This is a genomic window from Lysinibacillus sp. TE18511, from assembly GCF_054062295.1.
This window is the reverse complement of sequence record NZ_JBSSFD010000055.1, coordinates 1-21,595: the sequence shown is the minus strand read 5'-3', so window position 1 is coordinate 21,595 and position 21,595 is coordinate 1. Positions and strand designations below refer to the sequence as shown.

Genomic DNA, 21,595 nt, shown 5'->3' with positions numbered 1-21,595 from the left:
ACACCCGTTCCCATACCGAACACGGAAGTTAAGCTCTTTAGCGCCGATGGTAGTTGGGGGCTTCCCCCTGTGAGAGTAGGACGTCGCTAGGCAAATAAAACAGTCAGCTGTGTGCTGGCTGTTTTTTATTTTATGAATAATCAGAAGTTGTAATCGAAAAAAACATCCAACAATGAAAAATAGCAACTACAATCTTTTTAAAGGTTGTAGTTGCTATTTTTTTTATTGAGTATGTTTATGCTTGTTGCTGTACTCTATCCAGAAATCTGCGTTATTAATACCTACTTCTCGTGGGTCAAAAATCGGATCGAGCCCTGCCTTTTTTTGACGGTCGTAATCACGCAAAACTTTTAGAGCCGGTTTAGTTAATAAGACAATAGCAATAAAGTTCAAATAACTCATACTACCGAATCCAATATCTCCAAGCCCCCACATTAGACTAACAGATTGAACACTACCAACATACACGACAATTAAGAAGATAAATTTTAAAACTAATTTTAATACAGGGTAACGCAGTTTTTTATCTAAATAGACAATTGTAGTTTCTGCTATATAGTAGTAAGCCATTAAAGTAGTGAATGCAAAAAGGAATATGGCAATGGCCACGAAACCACTTCCAAAATCTTCGAATACAGTAGAGACAGCGGCCTGTGTATAAGCGGTACCTGCCACTACACCTGGAATGTTTTCAACTAGAGGTGTTGTGGCTCCAGGAGGAGTGACATTATACATACCTGTAATTAAAATCATTAACGCAGTTGCTGTACAGACGATAATCGTATCGATGTATATTGAAAAACCTTGTACTAACCCTTGTTTAGCTGGATGGGATACTTCAGCAGCTGCAGAACTGAATGTAGCTTCACCAGCTCCGGCTACATTTGAAAATACCGAACGTCTGACACCCCAAGCAATAGCAGTACCCACTATACCTCCAAATATTGCATTTGTCCCAAAGGCGCTTGTAAGAATTAATTTAATCATGCTAGGTATTTCACTTGCATTAGCACCTAAAATAATAAGTGTTAAAAGGACATAGGCCAGTGCCATAATAGGAACTACCTTATCTGCAACGCGTGCAATACGTTTAACACCGCCAAAAATTATCAATCCTAAAAGTACAACAATAATTATGCCAGTTATATATGGAGAAATATTAAATGCTGTATCAAATGACGTGGCAATTGTATTTGCTTGAATACCCGGTACTAGAACGCCATATGAAAGACAAATAACAAACGCTACAAAAATAGCAAAACCTTTAAGTTTTAAACCCTTTTCAATGTAATAAGGTGATCCACCACGGTATTGATCATCTGCTTTTTCTTTATACACTTGGGCTAAGGTAGATTCAATGAAGGCGCTTGCACCTCCTAGAAACGCCATAACCCCCATCCAAAATACGGCACCTGGTCCACCCGCTGCAATAGCAGTAGCAACCCCTGCGATATTACCGACCCCAACACGACCAGATAAGGCCATACAAAAAGCTTGGAAAGATGATATCCCTTCGTTAGATTCTTTTCGTTCACGCAATAATCGTAGCATCTCGGGAATATAACGGAATTGTACAGCTCTGGTCAGAACAGTAAAATACAAACCTACCCCTAATGCTAAATAAACGAGTGCATTTCCCCAAATGTAATCGACTAATGTATTTACGATTGCTTCCATAACATTTCCCCCTTGAACAACTAATTCTTTTTTTATTTTCATAAATGTCTTGCGTTCTGAGCATTTTCCCCAAGATTGTATGATTCCATTTCCTACTAAGAAGAATCCACATATCGTCTTACTACATAGCTGTCGTTAGGAATTACGCAAGCTTAAATTTATGAATTGAAGATAATAGTTGGAAAATACCCCCCCTTCAAAATTTCCCTCCCTTATCATTCTTAATGCATTTTTTGTGCCATAAAAAATGCTCTTCAGCAAAATCTGTACTTGATTGAACATTTCACTCTGGGAGCGCTTTCCTATGGCGTATAATAGCCCTATAAATAAAATAAAAATCCTTTTCTCTGTAGTGTGAGAAAAGGATTTTTAACTTCAGTTTGTAGTATTCAAATGTTATACACTTTTTTGTTTTGTCTAAAATACTGACAGTTTTAATTGGTAACATTTAGATATGACTCTATCCAGATTTTTTTCAATTGTTGGCGACCTGCTAAAACTTCTGGATGGAATTGAATATGTGCGTTTGCTCTTGTTGTCTCGACATCTTCAATAGCGCGTTGAATTTCTTGCTTTGTAGTGCCAGTGTCTAATTTATGGGCGATTGTAAGCGCAGCAACTTTGCCTTGAGCTAACGCAACTTTCGCTCCTTCAATACCTGTAATATTGCCCGCGACATGTAGCCCATCTAAGTTGGTTTCCATTTGCTCATTATGTAACGGGATGAACCCACCTAATTGTTCAATATAATGGAATGGACAACCAGCTAAAGAAGCAAGTTCTGCTAAGGGATATAATCCTCCTGCGATACAAACAAAATCTGCTTTGATGCGTTTTTCACTGCCAGGAACGATGGAGCCGTCAGTATTTACTGTTGCAATGACTACACCTTCTACTTGATCTTTGCCAACTATTTCAACGACTGCTTTTCGTAACATAATTGGAATATCCCACATTTTTACTCCGTTTTTTGGATAGAAGGTAATGCCTAATTTTTTCATAAATTCATTTTTCATAAACTTACTTCCGATTTTAACAAGGGGAGAGGGGGCCATATGAGATACATGTAGTAATGAATTCATAACCTCAATAGGGTTTCCGCTATCTTTTGTTAATAAGTTAACAGCGGGTAATGTGATTGCTGCTACTTGAACGCCTGCGATTTGTAATTCCATCGCAATGGCTGAGGACAGTACGTTAACGCCAATAATGACCCCACGTTTGCCAGGCTTTACACGATGTACATTTGTCATTACTTGTGCAGCTCCTACAGACATTACGCCAGGAAGTGTCCACCCTGGAATTGGGAATGGAGATTCAGCGGCACCTGTAGCTAACAGAAGCTGCCTTGTACGAAATACACCTTTATTTGTATGGACAATCCACTCTTGTTCAATTTTTTCTAAATCTGAAACGCTCGTTTGTAGTAAAAGTTCGACATTGAGGGCTTTTGCACGTTCAAATAAACGCTTGGATTCTACAATACCATTCCACCATTTCCCTGGACTTTCTTCATATAATTGTCCAAGTAAGCGTCCTCCTGGATATAAGTATTCATCAATAACAAGAACGGCTATATTTTTTTCTGCTAATGTAATAGCGGCAGAAAGCCCAGCAGGACCAGCGCCGATAATGACTACTTTATTTTCCATTATTTTTCCTCCAGTCACGCACTGTTGTAGGAAGAGTCGTACCACTTTTCACAACAATACCATCAGAGACAGGTGTTATACATGCGCGTTCTCCTTCTAAGCCGTTGACATTTACGCGACACTCAAAGCAATGGCCAATATTACAATAGATGCCACGTGGTAGACCTGATTCTTCATGGACACGTAAGGTGCGAATACCATTTGCAAGTAGGGCGGCTGCTAAAGATTCACCTTTGTATCCCTCATATTCTTGGTCATCAAAAGTGAAAGACACCTTTTCCATTGAAGGTAGTACCCCTAAAACAGGGTGGTTTATAATACGTTCAGTCATTATTTAACCTCTCCTAAGTCGGCAAATCGTACAGGACGAATTGGTGCCTGATATTTTAATGAAATTTCGCAGTCTGGTCGTGGGTGATGTTTATGTGCGATTTGATCGACCATTGTACGACAAGTGCGACCACCACAATAGCCCATACCTGCCCGCGTTCGTAGCTTAAGTTCACGAGCAGAGCAATTATTTGCGGATGCTACTTCTACGAGTTCATCATAGCTAACTTCTTCACAACGACATACAATCATAGATTTGTATTGCATAGTGACCCCCCTAATACGTAAAAATTTTATTTACATAATATTTACTGCAAAAACTATGCCAGAAAGTTTTTTGACATCCATAAATGGCTTGCTCGTGGTTTGCTGTATATCGAAAGAATAGTGTATAAAAATTTAGACATTAAGTTAAAAAAATTAGACATCAATGTTTAATTTTTTTAGTCGATTGTATAATGTTGCCCGAGTAATACCTAATTTTTGGGCGCAGATTTTTTTATTGCCATTTACTAACGCAAGCTGCTCTAAAATAATTTCACGTTCATAATGTTCGAGTTGATCGCTTAGCTGCGTCCCTTGTGGTAAATCCTTTCGTACGTCTAGTTTTTCACTTTTTGGAACGGCTGCTAAAATGTCTGCAGGTAAATCTTCTATATGAATTGCTCCTTCATCAGAAAAAACAACGAGGCGTTCTATAACATTACCTAATTCACGAACATTTCCTGGCCATTGATATTGCAAAAGAATATTTGCGATTTCAGGCGGAATTCCTTGAATTGGTCGATTGTATTTGATGGATTTCTCATATAAGAAGTAGTTACTAATCTCTAAAATATCAGTAGCTCGTTCTCGAAGTGGAGGTACTGTGAAATTTACGACATTTAAACGGTAATATAAATCTTCTCTAAATTTTCCTTCCTCTACCAATTGCTTTAAATCCCTATTTGTAGCAGCTACTAAGTTAAAATCGACATCCATTTCTTTTGTGCCGCCTACTGCATAAAAAGTTTTTTCCTGCAGCAATCGTAAAATCTTTACCTGCATATCTAACGGCATTTCTCCAATTTCGTCTAAAAATAGTGTGCCCCCTCGTGCAAGCTCTACTTTTCCTTTTTTTCCTTTTTGATGTGCTCCGGAAAAGGCACCTTTTTCATAACCAAAAATCTCACTTTCGAATAAGCCACTAGGAATGGCCCCGCAGTTGATGGCTACAAATGGTGCATCTGGTTTTTCGCGAATTGCGTGAACTGCGCGGGCGAAAAGCTCTTTGCCGACGCCACTTTCTCCATAGATTAAAATATTTGCCTCGGTTTTTGCGACCTTATTTACTTGTTCAAGCACCTTTTTTAGTGTAGGGCTATTACCACGAATAAGTGTAAATGGGTCGTAGGCTAAGCCATTTGTATTCATCTGTTTCTCTAAATTCAATAATTTTTCAGAAGTAATATGAAGTTCTTCGTTTAATTTTTTTACATGGGTAATGTCTGTTTCGGCTACGACTGCACCGATCGTTTTATCGTTTAACATAACAGGATTGGAGTTAATCATTACAACAAGGTCTTCACGCGGAAAATGCTGTTGTTGATAAACAGATTTTCTATGCTGCAATGTATGTAAAATTTCAAGTTGATCTTCCTTAAAGAAATCCGTGATTGGCTTTCCAATAATATTTTCCCCAGATACTGAAAAAATACTTTCCGCTCCTTTGGTCCAATAAATAACGTTTTGATGATGATCAATGACAGTACATGACTCATTAATCGTTTCTAAAATGGTGTTTAAGTAAGCATTTATACACTCTAATTCATAAGCGAGATCGTATAACAAGGATTCTTTCGATAAATATCCTATATATTGCTTAGTTTCGTCACGAATAAGTAAAAAATCATAATCCTCCAAATAATCAAGAGCTGTTTTGATTGGACAATCCATGCGCACAATTTGACAGGCTATATATTCGAAATCACTTTTTCTTTTGCCTCTCTTAACTGCGTAAGGCTTTTCATTTTCAATAACAAAATACTGTGTCGTGTCATCGTTAAGTTTAGTTCCAACATCCTCTACTGGGATGAAAATGAAATTTCGTTTTAACACTTTATTCATAATTAAATGGTATGAATGCAAAATAAGTTCCCCCTCATCACTCATTTGTCCAATTTTTTTGAATAATATAAATAATTTTGACACATAGTGGATAGTTTATCAAACAAATTTCGAATTGAGAGGTTGGCACGCTTTTTGCAAAATGTTAAGTACTTGCAAAAAAAGGGGGGAGAATATTGGGGAAATCTCATCATGATATCGTGATCGTTGGCGGAGGTATTATTGGCGGGGCAATTGCTTATTATTGTGCAAAGGCTGGTCTTGAAGTAACGGTACTAGAAAAAAATGAATTGGCGAGTGGAACTTCTTCTCGCTGCGATGGAAATATTTTAGCCATAGATAAGGATCCAGGCTTTGATAGCCAGATGTCATTAGTAAGCCAACAATTAGTACATGAGCTAGATCAAGAGTTAGAAATTAAATTTGAATATCGCAACCCTGGAAGTATTCTTGTTTGTGAAAGTGAATTAGAAATGGTAGCCGCTCAACAATGGGTGACTCGTCAGCAAGAAGCAGGATTGGATTTTAAAATGTTAGATAGAGCAGACTTGCGAAATGAATCAAAGTTCTTCGCAGATGATTTATATGGCGGCTTAGAGTGTAAAACAGATTCAACAGTAAATCCGTATATGCTGACATTTTCTATGTTCCATTCAGCAGAAAAAATGGGTGCAAAAATACGAAAACATATTGAAGTAAAAAACATAAAGAAACAGCCAGATGGCACGTTTTTAATCGAGACTAATGAAAGTATAATGACAGCCAATAAAGTGATTAATGCTTGTGGTATTTGGGCGCCGTTTGTTGGACAAATGCTTGGTGTTGAAGTACCTATCAAACCACGTAAAGGCCATATTATTGTTGCATCACGTCAGCAACCAGTAGGTCTAAGAAAGGTAATGGAATTCGGTTATTTAATTTCTAAATTTGGCGGAGAGCGTATAGTGGATGCGGATATTGAAAAATACGGAGTTGCTTTAGTATTTGAACCAACTGAAGCACAAAACTTTTTAATAGGAAGTAGTCGCCAATTTGTTGGCTTTGATACGAAAGTAAATCATGATGTCGTGAAAATGATTGCTAGACGTGCTGTGCGTTTCTATCCAAAAATTGCAGATATGTCGATTATCCGTACATATGCGGGGCTAAGACCATGGACAGAGGATCATTTACCCATTATTTGTGAAGTAGAGGAGGTACCAGGCTTCTACATAGCGGCAGGTCATGAAGGAGATGGGATTAGCCTAGCAGCAGTCACTGGAAAGCTTGTGCAAGAATTGCTACAACACAAAGATACATGTATTCCTACTGAGCCAGTAAGTATAAATAGATTTAAGAAAGGAGTGTTCCACAAATGAAATTTCAAAAGTTATTTACAACAATTGATACCCATACAGGTGGAAATCCGACACGTTCGCTCATTAGTGGCATGCCGAAGCTTGAAGGTAAAACGATGTCTGACAAAATGCTTTATATGCAAAAGCACTTTGACTGGATTCGAAAGTTTCTTATGAACGAGCCTCGAGGACATAGCGTTATGTCAGGTGTTATTATTACGGATCCTTGTCATCCAGAAGCTGATTTAGGCGTGATTTATATTGAAACTGGTGGTTATCTACCGATGTGCGGGCATGACACAATTGGCGTTTGTACAGCCCTTGTTGAATCGAACTTAATTGAGATTCAAACTCCGTATACCCATATTAAATTGGACACCCCAGCAGGTTTAATTGCTGTACAAATTAAAGTAGAAGATGGCGTGGCTAAGGAAGTAACGTTTAAAAACGTACCTTCTTTTCTATTAAAGACAGTTGAAATTGAAGACCCTGAATTCGGTGTTGTTGAATGTGAAATTGCGTATGGAGGTAATTTTTACGGCATTGTAGATGCTAGAAAAATAGATTTAGATTTATCAGTAGAAAACGCGACGAATATTATTAATACAGGTATTCGTCTTCGTAATGCTGTGAATGCCAAGGAAAAGATTGTACATCCTGAGTTTTCGTTTATACATGGGTTAACTCATATCGAGTTTTATACGAATCCAGTAAATGAATTAGCGGATTTAAAGAATACAGTCGTTGTACCGCCAGGTGGAATTGATCGTTCGCCATGTGGTACAGGTACTTCAGCTAAAATTGCGACACTTTACAAGAAAAATGAACTGGCTATGAACGAACCATTCGTTTACGAAAGTATTGTAGGTACATTGTTTAAAGCACGAGTACTAGAAGAAGTAGTTGTTGGTGATTTAACGGCTGTTATCCCAGAAGTAACAGGATCTGCATGGGTAATGGGGATGCATCGATTCTTTTACAATGAACAGGACCCGTTAAAAGAAGGTTATTTGATGATTCCACCAATGGATCACTAAAGGAGGATTAATATGAACTATCATAAATCTTTTCAAACGATTGATACACAGGTAGTTGGAGAAGCCTTTCGTATAGTGGTGCAATCGCCTATCGTAATTTCTCAGGAAAATATTGTGGAAGCGGCCAATGCATTAAATACACAATTTGAAAATACAAAACAAATTCTATTAAATGAACCACGTGGGCATCGCGGTATGAACGGATGTATTATCTTACCATCAGCCGTTGCATCATTCCGATTATTATTTTTTCAGCACGCTGCTTCTACAGATTTTAAATATGAGGCGCTCGTAGCAACAACGACAGCATTAATAGAGCTCGGAACAATTGAAGTGTCAGAGAATGACATTTACACAATTGAAACAGTAAAAGGTATTTATGAAGTAAATGTACAACTTTCAGAGAAAAAGGATGCAGTACTGTCAGTTCATATGATAGTGAAGCCAGCGCTTGTAGAAGATGAATTCGTAGTGGTAGATGGTGAGCGACGTTATATTGTTTTAGAAAAGCCCCAACAATTAAAGGCACTTGTACTAGATGAACTAGCAGATATTAGTACTTGGGGAGTAAACGCGAGTACAAAATATAGTGCTGCTGATGGTGTCATTGTGTATGAAAAAGTAGGTAGCGAAGTGCGTTCAGTAACATTTGAACGTGATGGCTATATTCTTCGCTCGCCAAGTGTAGATAGTACCCTTGCATTAATAGCAGTCTTAGGCGATGGAGCTGTGCGAAAAAACAACAGTATTTTTTACAGCTGTATTGAAATAGCAGGCAAACATGAGGTTGGCTACGAACTTGCATTAACAGGATATATCACAGGAATCCATCAATTTGTAGTAGACAGGGAAGATCCGCTACAACAAGGATTTGTCATTGTGTAAAAATAATCTATCTTACTAAGGAGGAAAGAAGTATGAAAAAATTAGAAGGTGTATTTCCAGTATTAGTAACACCTATGTTGAACCAAACAGACATCGATTGGGATGGTTTCCGTCAAAATATAGAGAGTTTTATTGAAGCAGGCGTAACAGGTATTGCCATTAACGGTAGTACAGGCGAATTCGTAAGTTTATCTAAAGAAGAGCGCATCAAAGCTGTAGAAGTAGCAGTTGATCAAATTAAAGGTCGTATTACATTAATTGTTGGTACGGCTGCTGAAACAACAGCGGAGGCAATCAAATATACGCAACAGGCTGAACAAGCAGGAGCAGATGCAGCTTTGCTCATTAACTCCTATTATGCACATCCGAAAGATGAAGAAATCTATTTACATTTTAAATCAGTTGCAGAATCAGTAAGCTTCCCAATCATGATTTACAATAATCCATTCACTTCTGGTGTGGATATTGGCATAGAAACAATACTAAAAGTAGGCCGAGATGTACCAAACATTACACATATTAAAGAATCCAGCGGTAGCATCGGCAAAGCGCGTGATATTGTACGTCAAGGACAAGACGACATTAAAGTATTCTGTGGTTCAGAAGATTTAGCAATTGAATCATTCCTTGTAGGTGCTGTAGGTTGGATCTCAGTATCAGGAAACATCGTACCTGAACTTGTAACGGAATTGTATAACAATGTGCAAGATGGGAATCTAGATGAAGCGTGGGCTATTTACGATCGTTTATTACCATTATGCGCATTTTTAGAAGGGTCAGGTAAATACGTACAAATTGCAAAACGTGCAATGGAATTAAAAGGATTGGCCGGAGGACCTTGCCGTTTGCCGCGTCTCCCATTAACAGAGGAAGAAGATACACAATTAAAAACGATCATGGCTGACTTAGATGTACTGATTGCTGAACATAAATAAATTTTTTGAGAAAAGGAGTGTCAAATATGGAGGCAGTATTAACACTGAAACCGATGGTAAAAGAATTTTTACAATCGACAGTTGGTTTATATATTAATGGTGAGTATGTGCAATCTCAATCGGGTAAAACATTTGAAGTACTAAATCCAGCTAACGAAGAGATCATTGCAACAGTAAGCGAGGCACAGGCTGAAGATATCAACATAGCCGTGCAAGCTGCACAAAAAGCGTTTGATAATGAATGGTCTATCATGGATGCAGCAGAACGCTCACGTATTATTTATAAATTTGCAGATTTACTAGAGGAGCATCGGGAAGAACTAGCACAGCTCGAATCATTAGATAATGGTAAGCCATACAAAACAGCTTTAGCTGATGATGTGGACGGTACTGTACAACATTTCCGTTACTATGCAGGCTGGGCAACAAAAATTACAGGACAAACGGTGCAAGTATCAAAGGATTACTTAAACTACATTGTCCATGAGCCAGTTGGGGTTGTGGGGCAAATCATTCCGTGGAATTTCCCGCTTGCGATGGCTGCATGGAAATTAGGGTCGGCATTGGCAGTAGGCTGTACGGTTGTTATTAAACCGGCAGCGGAAACGCCATTATCGTTATTGTACGTAGGTCAATTATTGAAACAAGCTGGTTTCCCGGATGGTGTTGTAAACATCGTACCAGGCACAGGTGAAGCGGGTGAAGCGGTTGTTACACATAAAGGTGTCGCCAAAGTGGCATTCACAGGATCAACAAAAACAGGAATTCATGTTATGAAAAAAGCGGCGGACGATGTGAAAAGTGTCACATTGGAGCTTGGTGGTAAATCTCCAGCGATTGTATTACAAGATGCAGATGTAGAAGAAGCAATAGAAGGTACATTCGCTGGGACGATGTACAATCACGGACAAAATTGTAGTGCATGTACAAGGGTATTTGTGCATAGCAGCTTATACGATCAGTTTGTTGAGCGACTTGCAGAAAAAGCAAAGGCATTAAAGCTAGGACCTGGGCTAGATCCAGAAACAGATATGGGTCCACTTGTTTCACAAAAACAACTGAATACAGTACTTGGTTTCATTGAAAAAGGAAAAGAAGAAGGTGCACGTCTAGTGGCAGGTGGAGAACGTGAATTTAACAAAGGTTATTTCGTGCAACCAACTGTATTTGCTGATGTAAAGGATGATATGACAATTGCTCGTGAAGAAATTTTCGGACCTGTTATGTCCATCTTCTCATTTGACACAGTAGAAGAAGTGATTGCCCGCGCCAATGATAGTAAGTATGGACTTGCGGCTAGCATTTGGACTGAAAATGTGAAAAAAGCACATTATATGGCTAGTAAGCTACAAGCAGGGACAGTATGGATTAATGATTTTGGTTTAGAATGGGAAACGATGCCATTTGGAGGTTACAAGCAATCAGGTGTCGGTCGTGAAATGGGCGGCGAATATGGCTTGTCCAACTATACGGAAGTTAAAAGTGTCTTCGTAAATATGAAGCAAAACTAAGCCCATCTCTTTCATATAGGCTCATGATCAAAAGTGGGGAGGATAATTGTTAAACATATGTCATGTCTTGCAGTTAATGGGCGTGGAAGCTAGGAGATTCTTTAGGGATAAGCGTTACAGATGAGCCCCCAGAGGTAGAAGCACAAAAACTTAAAAGCATCACGTTCTGTAATAACGCCTCAGCGACCAACATTTTTTTGCCTCAAGTCGCTCATCGGACGCCCCAAGGAAAGGCCTACAGTCGGAACGGAAATCACCCCACATTATGGTGATGAGCCTTCATACATTTAAAAAGGAGCTACTTAACTGAGAGTAGCCCCTTTTAAAATTGAATCACTTTACGTCTTGTAGATGACGGAATGTTCATTTCTTCACGATATTTTGCTATTGTACGACGTGATATTTCGATACCAAGTATAGTGTTGAAATGCTCGGCAATTTTTTGATCTGAGAAAGGCTTCTTTTTATTTTCAGTTTTGATATAGTCTACTAAAAGCGATTTTACCTTTACTTGTGAAACACTGTTACCATTTGTTGTTTGTAATTTAGAAGTAAATAAATCTCGAAGTTCAAATGTCCCATAAGCCGTTTGTACATATTTATTCGTTGTGACTCGGCTAACTGTTGATTCATGTACTTCAATTTGTTCAGCAATTTCACGCAATGTAAGAGGCTCTATAGCATCAAACCCATGTAGAAAAAAGGCTTTTTGCTTCTCAATAAGTGCCCTCATGATTTTGATAATTGTATTTCGGCGCTGCTCAACACTGTTAACTAGCCATTGATAGTCTGATAAATACTTTTTAAAATAACTCTTTTCAGAGGAATTGGCAGTAATGTATGGTGCATAGTCCGCGTGTATATTGATTTTTGGTAAATAATAATCATTTAATGAAAAAGTGATGGTGCCATCAACATAATCAACAATAATATCTGGTGTATTATGATGTACAGCTTCCTGATGAAACAATGAGCTAAGCTTAGGCTGTAAAGTTTGGATGAATTGATAAATTTCTTGTAATTTACAAAGTGATATATTTAACTCGTTGGCAATTTTCTTCCATTCTTTATTTGCAAGTTCGTCAAGATATGAGAAAATTACTGTTTCTGCATGAGCTGGGCTACTTTCACGATACATTGTTTGTAATAGCAGGCATTCTTTCAAATTACGTGCACCAATACCAAGTGGTCCAATGGCTTGTAATAAGTGAATGCCCTTTTCGATTTCATCATCTTTAAAAGTCGGCGTAATTGGTTGCTCATAGTAGCCGTTGTCATCTAAATGATAAATAATATGTTTAAGTAGTTTAATGTCTTGATCTTCATGAAAAGCTAACTTAATTTCCTCAAATAAATCATCACGAATATTTTTTTCATATTTAGTTACATGTTCTAAGATATTTGTGTGACGTCTAACACCTTGTGAAAAATGTGCACGTTCTTGAAATGTCGGTTCACTTAATTCTATTAATGGATTAACGAGCTCTTGTTCACGAATATACTGTTCTAATTCTTGTGTAGAATATTGTAGTAACTCGATGGCTTGGCGAAGTTGTACAGTCATAACTAAATTCAAATCTTGAGTTTGTTTAATAGAAAGATGCATATTAAAACCTCGATTCTCTATTTTAACTTTTTTCAGCAAATAGTTTTGTAGCGAAAGTGAAACGTCAGCTACAAAAGTCTCCCACCTTATAGCTAGTGAGATGAATGCAGGTTAAAGTTATTTCTCAGCGGGTATCCAAACATCCGCTGAAAGAAGTTAATGCCTTTGGACGCAATTATACCTCGGCATAATTGCGTCCTTAAATCCATTGAAAATGATGTTATTGCGTGTAGTGACAAAAATTTTTGACATTAGTAACTAAAGTAAAAAAGAGCTTTAGTAAAGGGTATTTAAAATGTGTCTAAAAAATGAACATCATATATGATATGTGTATAAATAATGTAAAAAATGAAAGCCCTTCACCCAAAAATGTACTTGATAGCACTTCGCTGCGGAAAAAGGCTTTCCGCTGAATCAAATGAAAAGACTACTTTATAAAATTATAAGCTCTTTTGGTGAGTTTGTAATAACTTCAACACCGTTTTTTGTAACGATGACATCATCTTCAATACGCACTCCACCAATCTTAGGAATGTAAATACCTGGCTCAACAGTAAGCACCATATTTTCTTCTAGAATGTCTTCACATACTGTAGACATAAAAATATTTTCATGAATATCTAAGCCGATACCGTGCCCCGAACCGTGTCCGTAATTTTTTTCATAGCCTTTAGCTTTAATGAAATCTCGTGAATAGCTGTCTGCTTCTTTTCCAGTAATACCAGCCTTCATATTAGATAGAGCTTTTTGTAATGAGTCATAAACGATTTGGTATACTTCCTTTAGTTTTTCAGGTGGTTCGCCAACTGCAATTGTTCTTGTCATATCTGAACGATAGCCTTGATAATAGGCACCAAAATCAAGTGTCAGCATATCGCCTTTTTCAATTTTTTTATCGGATGCAACACCATGAGGAAGTGCTGAACGATGACCAGAAGCAATAATTATATCGAATGCAGCTCCAGTAGCACCGTTTTTACGCATATGAAACTCTAACTCATTTGCGATATCAATTTCTGACACTCCAGGTTTGATAAATGTCAAAATATACTTAAAGGCTTCATCCGAAACCCATGCTGCTTTCTTAATCAATTCAATTTCCTCTGTTGTTTTTATCATACGTAAATTTTCAACAATATTAGATAGCGGCTTTAATGTTGCTGTTAATTTACTAGACATTAATTGATATGCCTCGTAAGTAACATGTTGTTGCTCAAAACCAACCGTTTGAATAGATTCTGTGTCCAAAATTTCTTGGATTGTTTTATATAAATGGCTGCGATCGATTTCACGAACATCAAATTCTTTACTTTGGTTTGTTGCTTGCTGTGTGTAACGGAAATCTACAAGTAAAAGTGCTTGAGTTTGTGTAATTACTACTGTGCCTGCACTGCCTGTAAATCCTGTTAAATAACGACGGTTTTGATGACTCGTTATGATGAACACATCCGATTGTTGTGCTCGTAATGCGGTACGTAATTGTTCTAGTTGAGACATGTTATATTTCCCCCTTTATTGAATTACTGCAATATTTGTGCCACATTTTAAGCGTAATTATAGTGTAGGCATGAATATTGCATATATGTTTGTTGTGCGGTGTCTATCGTGCAATAAAATTAAAGGGGATATGACAATGACTAAAAAGACAAAATGGTTAGTCGTGTTATTAGGGGTGGTGCTAGTTGTACTAGTTGGCTGCTACGGTAAGGAGGATAATTCTTCTGCTAGCCCAACTGGTGGCAATAGTACTGACAAAGAGTCTACAACTGACGGCGACAAAGCTGTTGGACAGGAATTGCATTTAGTAGCGGGAGGGGATTTAGCAACAATGAGTTCATTAGGGAGTGTAGATGCACTTGCAGTTACTGCAATGAACTCTGTATTTGAGGGGTTATACCGTATCGGACCAGAAAATACACCAGTGCCAGGGATGGCAGAGTCATATGAAACTTCAGAGGATGGTACTGTTTATACATTTAAATTACGCCAAGATGCCGTTTGGAGCAATGGTACACCTGTTACAGCACATGACTTTGAATACGCTTGGAAAAGAGCTATCAATCCTGAAACGCAAGCAATTTATTCTTATTTAATGCTAGATATAAAAAATGCAGCGAGTGTTCAAAAAGAGGGCGATCCTCTATATGGTAAGGTAGATGAAATTGGCGTTAAAGCGCTAAACGATTACACATTAGAAGTTCAACTAAATGCGCCACTTCCATATTTCCTAAGCTTAACAACGTATGCACCGTTCTTTCCTTTAAACAAAGAATTCACAGAAGCACAAGGCGATCAATATGCGTTAGAAGCAGCAAATATGATTTATAATGGTCCGTTCGTAATGGAATCATGGCAGCATGGTCAAGGGTGGACATTCGTAAAAAATGAAAACTATTGGGATAAAGACAGTGTGAAGCTTACAAAAATCACACAAAAAATCGTGAAAGATACGGCAACAGCTGTCAACCTATATGAAGCAGGAGAAATCGACACTGCTGAGCTTTCGAGTGAGTATGTTGCTCAATACAAAGATAGCCCAGAGTTTTCAACATTTTTAAAACCGAATACGTATTTTATCCGAATGAACCATGAAAATAAATTCCTATCAAACAAGAACATTCGAAAAGCTATCGATATGGCTTGGGATAAACAAGGCTTTGCAGATGTGATTTTACAGGATGGCTCTATTCCAGCATATTTTTTAGTACCACTTGGATTATCAACAGATGAAAAAGGTGTTGATTTCCGGGAAGGGAACGGTGATATGAATAAAACAAATGTTGAATTGGCGAAGGAAGCATGGGCTACTGGTTTAAAGGAGCTTGGGGTAGACCAAGTAAAACTTGAGTTTTTAACTTACGACCGTGCAGAGTCTAAAAAAGCTGCAGAATTTATTAAAAATCAATTAGAAACAAATCTTAAAGGCCTAGAGCTAACAATCAACATGCAACCTAATAAGCAAAAGCTAGCATTAGAAGGGGCTGTTGACTATGATTTAGACTATGGTGGTTGGGGCCCTGACTATCAAGATCCTATGACATATATTGAATTATTTGAATCCACGGCTTACTACAACCAATCTCACTATAAAAATGAAGAGGTTGATGCATTAATTAAAAAAGCTAAAACAACTTCTGATGTTTCCGAACGTTGGAAATTAATGCAACAAGCTGAAAAGATTATGTTGGATGATGTTGCATTTGCACCAACATTCCAAAAAGGTATAAGTCGTTTGAAGAAGCCATATGTAAAAAACTTATATGAACATCCGTTTTCAGCGGACATTAGCTATAAATGGGTTGAAATTGTAAAGTAAAAAAAGATGCTGCCTACTTAGAGAGGCAGCATCCTTTTTATGTTGTTGAAAAACTATTGTGGCAATAAAATTATGGTGTCATAGTATGGTTCTTCGGCAAAATGAGGGGTTGATTTCCGTTCCGACTGAGCGCTTTCCTGGGGGCGTCCGATGAGCCGCTTCACTCGCGTTGCTCGCTCCAGGGTCTCGGGGCAACAGGATGTTGGTCACGAAGGCGTTATCACAGGACGTGATGGTTTTAGCCTTCGTTCCTCTATCGCTGATCCCCAAGGAGTCGCTCAGTCTCCACTCCAATCAACCACTTCGCTTAGCATGTATCTTTGAGCATGTCACTCTAATTTATAGTAGTAAAACAAAACTTCAGTAATAATGTTTATCTGTGTGAAAGTAACAACAAATGTACAATTGCGTAACTGTTAATAAGTCTTTTCTGTTGAGCATGGTGGCTAGCCATAGTGTTCATTTTTGATAAAAGTTCTAAGCTATCGCTGATTGGAGTGGAAGGCTGCTTGAGTGATCATATCGCTTCGCTTTCGTCACAGAGCAATGAAAGCTCGACGCTCGCCCCTGCGCGACAGCGACAAATGTTTATCTGTGCGAAAGCGAAGCGTCAGCGACAAAGCGAGTAGCCTGGAACGGAAATCAACCACACGTTATGGTGAAATAAGCCTCTTATAAATAGAAAACAACAGATAAAATAGTTGTCATTATACAGCCAATCAATCCTGCTAGTAGCAGTGGATAGGTAAAGGTATAGGATGGTGCTTGTACGAATTCCAAGTCACCATCTAACTCATAGGCGTAGGTGCCGTTTTTAGTGACGCGAGCAAAAAAACGTTTAAAGCTATAAGCGATCCCATTAAAAAGCCCGCCTTGCACAACAAACAATAGTGCTCCAACGATTGTAAAAGTAAGTGAAGCAAGGAAAGTGTGATTAATGATAGTCAGCATTGTCATCGATTGCTTTAAGAGCAATGTATAGAGAAGGGAACATAGCAAAATGCAGCCAGTAAATAATAAAGTTGTTTTTAATTTCATTGCAGTATGCTCTCGCTGATTGCTTGATGGTATTGGGTAATTTCTTCTTCTGTCAGCATGACAAAATGGCCTGGACGTACTTCTGTAAAGCTTTCACTTTCTCTATTAGTAGCGTTATATTCAACCTCATTAAAAATAATACGTTCACGTTCACGTTCACGTTCACGTTCTAATTTTGGATCAGGCAATGGTATAGCAGATAATAGTGCCTTTGTATAAGGGTGAATAGGGTGATCATAGAGCTCTTGGCTTTCTGCAAGCTCGACAATTTTCCCGCGATGCATGACGCCGATACGATTACTAATATATTTCACCATCGATAAATCATGTGCAATGAATAGATATGTCAGTCCACGTTCCTTTTGTAGCTTTTTCAATAAATTAACGATTTGTGCTTGGATCGATACGTCTAATGCGGAAATTGGTTCATCAGCAATGATCAGTTCGGGCTCTACAGCAAGGGCGCGTGCGATACCAATGCGTTGACGTTGCCCGCCGCTAAGCTCATGAGGATAGCGATTAGCATATTCTTTCGTTAAACCTACTATATTTAATAACTCATAAATCTTTGTCTTCCATTCGCTTTTTGGTACACCATGAATAGCAAGGCCTTCCGCAATAATGTCAGCAATTTTCATACGTGGATTTAAGGAAGAATAAGGGTCTTGGAAAATCATTTGCACCTTGCGATTAAAGGCTAACTTTTCTTGCCTCGTCTTTGCTTCATTAATATTCCTACCGTCGATGTGAATATCGCCGGCTGTTATTAAATTGAGTCCAATAATCGAGCGGCCTGTCGTGGACTTGCCACAGCCAGATTCTCCAACTAAACCGAAGATTTCTCCTTTATAAATATCAAAAGTAATGCCGTCTACAGCTTTGTTGATAGTGTTTTTATCTAATTTAAAATGCTGTTTTACTCCATTTAATGATAAAAACGGGTTGGTTGTATCAAATACAGGAGCTTTTTCACGTTCATTGCATTCAGCTTGGGCTAACTGTTGATGAATCGGTATCATTTTAGGAGCTTGCTCATGCAATAACCAAGTTGCGGCATAGTGTGTGTCACTGACCTTAAACATGGGTGGTTCCTCTAAAAAATCGATTTTAAGTGCCTGCTTATTACGAGCAGCGAAGGCATCACCATTCGGCGGATGCAGTAAGTTTGGTGGTGTTCCTGGAATAGCGTACAGTGTGTCGGTTTCAATATCTGGGTTTGGCATTGCAGCAAGCAGACCTTGTGTATATGGATGCTGACAATGGTAAAAAATTTCATCGACTAAGCCAATTTCAATAATTTTTCCGGCATACATCACGGCAACACGATCAGCCATCTTTGCTACAACACCCAAATCATGTGTAATAAATATAATTGAAAGATTCATCTTTTTTTGAATGTTTTTTAGCAATTCTAGAATTTGTGCTTGAATCGAAACGTCTAGAGCTGTGGTAGGTTCATCAGCAATAATAATACGAGGCTCGCAAGCAAGTGCCATCGCGATAACGATACGTTGACGCATTCCTCCAGAAAACTGGTGAGGATATTGCTTATAGCGTTTATCCGCTTCATTAATGCCAACAAGCTTTAATAGTTCAATCACACGTTCTGTTATTTGATTACCACGTAATGCTGTATGTTTTTTGATGCTCTCTGCAATTTGACTACCGATTGTCATCGTGGGGTTTAATGCAGTCATGGGATCCTGGAAGATCATTGAGATTTCAGCTCCGCGGATTGCACGTATTTCCTGCTCTTTGCACGTTAAAATATCTTTCCCGTTATATAAAATTTGACCATGTTTCAGCATTGTTGTTTCGACAGGGTTTAGTCGTAATAGGCTTTTAGATGTAACTGACTTCCCAGAGCCTGACTCGCCAACGATTGCTAGTGTTTCACCTTCAAATAAGTCGAAGGATACATTACGAACAGCCTGCACCTCACCATTATACGTATTAAATGAAACACTTAAATTTTTAACTTCTACTATTTTTTTCAATGCGCATCCCCCCTTATTTACGTGTTTTTGGATCGAATGCATCACGCAGTCCATCACCGAGTAGATTAAAGCTAATCATAATTAAACTAATGACAATGGATGAAAAAATCATGCCATGTGGATAAATACGTAGTAATTTATAAGAGTCATTAACAATCGTTCCTAAGGAAGCAGTTGGTGGCTGTAGTCCTAGGCCGATAAAACTCAGTAATGCTTCAGTAAAGATGGCTCCAGGAATGGTAAAAGTAGTAGCTACAATAATTGGACCTAGCGTATTAGGAATTAAATGTTTCCAAATTAAGCGTTGGTTACTAGCACCGAGCGTTCTAGAAGCAAGAACAAACTCATATGATTTTAGCTTTAATATTTGTGCTCGTACGATACGTGCCATACTAATCCACCCAACGATAACCATCGCAATAGTAATAGAAATGATTCCTGGTTTTAAAATAAGAATAAGAAGAATATTAACAATTAGCCCAGGAATACCAACTAACACTTCAATAATACGTTGCATAATATGATCAGTGCGACCACCATAAAATGCTGAAACAGCCCCGTAAGCAACGCCTATAATTAAATCAATTGTTGCCGCTAAAAAAGCAATATAAAGAGATATACGTGTGCCTTGCCAAATACGTGTCCATAAATCCCGACCTAATTCATCTGTACCGAACCAAAAATATTCACTTATACCTTTAGCTTTATATTGGTCAACACCACGACTATCAACACCGTTCAAGCCTAAGAATGAAATATTCTCAAGAACAGGGACTTTTGGTGGTAAATTTGTCCGCGCAATATTTTGTTCATCGTAGCCATGACTATTCATAAATGGACCGAAAATGGCTAGTAAAATAACTAAAATAATAATACATAAGCCAACGATGGCTGCTTTATTTTTGCGTAAACCAAGCCATGCATCTTGCCAAAATGATTGTTCAGGACGATACGTAAAATCATCGATAAATTCATGTTGAGAGGTAGGCTCAAATAAATCAGGGGGATATTTTTTTAGCGTTGCATCCTCAGTTATTTTTGTTGTCATCAATTACTCGCCTCCTGTGACACGAATTCGAGGGTCAATGAATCCGTATAAAATATCAATAATTAAGATAACGCTTACAAATAGAACAGCATAAAAGATTGTTGTTCCCATAATAAGTTGATAATCATTCGTAATAATGGAATTAACAAATTGTTCTCCTAAGCCAGGGATACTAAAAATTTTTTCAATAACTAGTGAGCCAGTAATCGTATTAACAGTTAATGGTCCGATAATTGTAATGATTGGGATTAGTGCATTTCGAATACCATGCTTTGTAATGATATAGGGATTCGATAGTCCTTTTGATTTTGCGGTTAAAATATATTCTTGATTGAGTACTTCCAACATTTCAATCCGGGTAAAGCGGGCAATTGTTGCAACAACACCTACGGCTAAAGCGATTGTTGGTAAGATTGAGTATTCAAAACCGTTCCAAAAGGCGATTGGTAGCCAGCCTAGTTTGACACCAATCCAATATTGTAAAAAACCTGCGAATACAAAGGATGGAATGGAGATACCGAGCACAGCTAAAACAGTAGCCCCATAATCTATAATGGTGTTGTGCCTTAGCGCCGCTATTATACCTAGCAGTAAGCCTATTAAAGTACCGACAGTTACGGCTTGAAATCCTAGAATGGCAGAGGCACCGATACGTTCTTGAATTATTTTTGTAACTGGACGATTATCAAAAACAAATGAAACACCTAAATCCCCTTGTACAAAATTTGCTAAGTAAATACCGAATTGAATAGGTACCGGTTTATCTAGACCGTATTTTTTGTAAAGTAGTTCTTTTTGGGCTTCAGGTAAGCGTTCATCGTTAAATGGGGAACCGGGTAGTGCCTTCATAAGCAAAAAAGAAAGCAAAATGATAATAAATAACGTAATAATCATGTAGCCGATTCGAGTAAAGATGTACCGAATCATTGAAACGACCTCCTTATGAAATAGTTTGTTGAATCTATTTAATTTATTTGCAATATCGATGCCAAAAGATGGAGAATTACTAAAGAATTGGATCATAACATAACGTGTGGTTGATTTCCGTTCCGACTGGGCGCTTTGTTGCTGTCGCTTCGCTTTCGCACAGATAAAACATTTGCCGCTGACGCTTCGCTTT

Annotated in this window: 19 protein-coding genes and 1 rRNA gene; 8 read left to right on the top strand and 12 right to left on the bottom strand. The window is 38.1% G+C overall.

Annotation, left to right across the window (positions count from 1 at the left end):
• Positions 1–92 (top strand): 5S ribosomal RNA (rrf, locus tag ACVWXS_RS23855); the annotation flags it as partial.
• Positions 93–222: 130 nt separating this feature from the next.
• Here rrf and ACVWXS_RS23850 read toward each other — a convergent pair.
• The 5 genes from ACVWXS_RS23850 to ACVWXS_RS23830 form a co-directional block, all read right to left on the bottom strand.
• Positions 223–1,677 (bottom strand): alanine/glycine:cation symporter family protein, encoded by a 1,455-nt coding sequence (locus tag ACVWXS_RS23850; protein WP_368638085.1) that lies wholly within the window; start codon positions 1,675–1,677, stop codon positions 223–225.
• A 434-nt stretch (positions 1,678–2,111) separates the two neighbouring features.
• Complete coding sequence (locus ACVWXS_RS23845) at positions 2,112–3,329, bottom strand: NAD(P)/FAD-dependent oxidoreductase (RefSeq protein WP_456960420.1); 1,218 nt, start codon at positions 3,327–3,329, stop codon at positions 2,112–2,114.
• The gene (locus ACVWXS_RS23840) at positions 3,319–3,660 is read right to left on the bottom strand and encodes a (2Fe-2S)-binding protein (RefSeq protein ID WP_368638087.1); all 342 of its coding nucleotides are present in this window, start codon (positions 3,658–3,660) and stop codon (positions 3,319–3,321) included. Before ACVWXS_RS23840 ends, ACVWXS_RS23845 begins: the two co-directional genes overlap by 11 nt.
• A complete protein-coding gene (locus tag ACVWXS_RS23835; RefSeq protein ID WP_402990006.1) occupies positions 3,660–3,926 on the bottom strand; it encodes a (2Fe-2S)-binding protein in 267 nt (88 codons plus the stop codon). The genes ACVWXS_RS23840 and ACVWXS_RS23835 overlap by 1 nt, the downstream gene beginning before the upstream one ends.
• 153 nt (positions 3,927–4,079) lie before the next feature.
• Positions 4,080–5,765: a sigma-54 interaction domain-containing protein gene (locus ACVWXS_RS23830; protein ID WP_456960421.1), complete on the bottom strand. Its 1,686-nt coding sequence runs from the start codon at positions 5,763–5,765 to the stop codon at positions 4,080–4,082.
• Between the two features lie 176 nt (positions 5,766–5,941).
• On the opposite strand from ACVWXS_RS23830, the gene ACVWXS_RS23825 reads away from it, so the two are divergent.
• The 5 genes from ACVWXS_RS23825 to ACVWXS_RS23805 are packed head-to-tail and all read left to right on the top strand — an operon-like array spanning position 5,942 to position 11,470.
• Complete coding sequence (locus tag ACVWXS_RS23825) at positions 5,942–7,123, top strand: NAD(P)/FAD-dependent oxidoreductase (protein WP_368638090.1); 1,182 nt, start codon at positions 5,942–5,944, stop codon at positions 7,121–7,123.
• Positions 7,120–8,139, top strand: a complete 1,020-nt coding sequence (locus tag ACVWXS_RS23820) for a proline racemase family protein (RefSeq protein ID WP_456960419.1) — start codon at positions 7,120–7,122, stop codon at positions 8,137–8,139. Before ACVWXS_RS23825 ends, ACVWXS_RS23820 begins: the two co-directional genes overlap by 4 nt.
• Positions 8,140–8,151: 12 nt before the next feature.
• On the top strand, positions 8,152–9,024 hold the full coding sequence (locus ACVWXS_RS23815) for a proline racemase family protein (protein WP_402989994.1): 873 nt from the start codon (positions 8,152–8,154) through the stop codon (positions 9,022–9,024).
• 32 nt (positions 9,025–9,056) lie between these two features.
• The gene (dapA, locus tag ACVWXS_RS23810; RefSeq protein WP_456960418.1) at positions 9,057–9,959 is read left to right on the top strand and encodes a 4-hydroxy-tetrahydrodipicolinate synthase; all 903 of its coding nucleotides are present in this window, start codon (positions 9,057–9,059) and stop codon (positions 9,957–9,959) included.
• A gap of 26 nt (positions 9,960–9,985) precedes the next feature.
• Positions 9,986–11,470 carry an aldehyde dehydrogenase family protein gene (locus ACVWXS_RS23805; protein ID WP_456960417.1) on the top strand — a complete coding sequence of 495 codons (1,485 nt, stop codon included), beginning with the start codon at positions 9,986–9,988 and terminating at the stop codon, positions 11,468–11,470.
• Between the two features lie 322 nt (positions 11,471–11,792).
• On the opposite strand, the gene rpoN is transcribed toward ACVWXS_RS23805, so the two are convergent.
• Positions 11,793–13,076, bottom strand: coding sequence for an RNA polymerase factor sigma-54 (gene rpoN / locus ACVWXS_RS23800; protein WP_368638095.1), 1,284 nt, complete (start codon positions 13,074–13,076; stop codon positions 11,793–11,795).
• Between the two features lie 432 nt (positions 13,077–13,508).
• Positions 13,509–14,573, bottom strand: coding sequence for a M24 family metallopeptidase (locus ACVWXS_RS23795; RefSeq protein WP_456960416.1), 1,065 nt, complete (start codon positions 14,571–14,573; stop codon positions 13,509–13,511).
• A gap of 136 nt (positions 14,574–14,709) precedes the next feature.
• On the opposite strand from ACVWXS_RS23795, the gene ACVWXS_RS23790 reads away from it, so the two are divergent.
• A complete protein-coding gene (locus ACVWXS_RS23790) occupies positions 14,710–16,392 on the top strand; it encodes a peptide ABC transporter substrate-binding protein (protein ID WP_456960415.1) in 1,683 nt (560 codons plus the stop codon).
• A 78-nt stretch (positions 16,393–16,470) separates the two neighbouring features.
• On the opposite strand, the gene ACVWXS_RS23785 is transcribed toward ACVWXS_RS23790, so the two are convergent.
• A complete protein-coding gene (locus ACVWXS_RS23785; RefSeq protein ID WP_456960414.1) occupies positions 16,471–16,686 on the bottom strand; it encodes a hypothetical protein in 216 nt (71 codons plus the stop codon).
• 161 nt (positions 16,687–16,847) lie between these two features.
• Between ACVWXS_RS23785 and ACVWXS_RS23780 the strand changes: the two genes are divergently transcribed.
• Complete coding sequence (locus ACVWXS_RS23780) at positions 16,848–17,021, top strand: hypothetical protein (RefSeq protein ID WP_456960413.1); 174 nt, start codon at positions 16,848–16,850, stop codon at positions 17,019–17,021.
• 43 nt (positions 17,022–17,064) lie between these two features.
• Here ACVWXS_RS23780 and ACVWXS_RS23775 read toward each other — a convergent pair whose 3' ends face one another.
• Genes ACVWXS_RS23775 through opp3b form a run of 4 tightly spaced genes read right to left on the bottom strand, consistent with a single transcriptional unit; the run spans position 17,065 to position 21,402 of the window.
• On the bottom strand, positions 17,065–17,430 hold the full coding sequence (locus ACVWXS_RS23775; RefSeq protein WP_456960412.1) for a DUF3899 domain-containing protein: 366 nt from the start codon (positions 17,428–17,430) through the stop codon (positions 17,065–17,067).
• Positions 17,427–19,427 (bottom strand): ABC transporter ATP-binding protein, encoded by a 2,001-nt coding sequence (locus ACVWXS_RS23770; RefSeq protein WP_456960411.1) that lies wholly within the window; start codon positions 19,425–19,427, stop codon positions 17,427–17,429. The genes ACVWXS_RS23775 and ACVWXS_RS23770 overlap by 4 nt, the downstream gene beginning before the upstream one ends.
• A gap of 13 nt (positions 19,428–19,440) precedes the next feature.
• Entirely contained in the window at positions 19,441–20,475 is a 1,035-nt protein-coding gene (gene opp3C / locus ACVWXS_RS23765; protein WP_374965026.1) for an oligopeptide ABC transporter permease, read from the bottom strand.
• Between the two features lie 3 nt (positions 20,476–20,478).
• A complete protein-coding gene (gene opp3b, locus ACVWXS_RS23760; protein ID WP_456960410.1) occupies positions 20,479–21,402 on the bottom strand; it encodes an oligopeptide ABC transporter permease in 924 nt (307 codons plus the stop codon).
• Positions 21,403–21,595 lie beyond the last annotated feature (193 nt).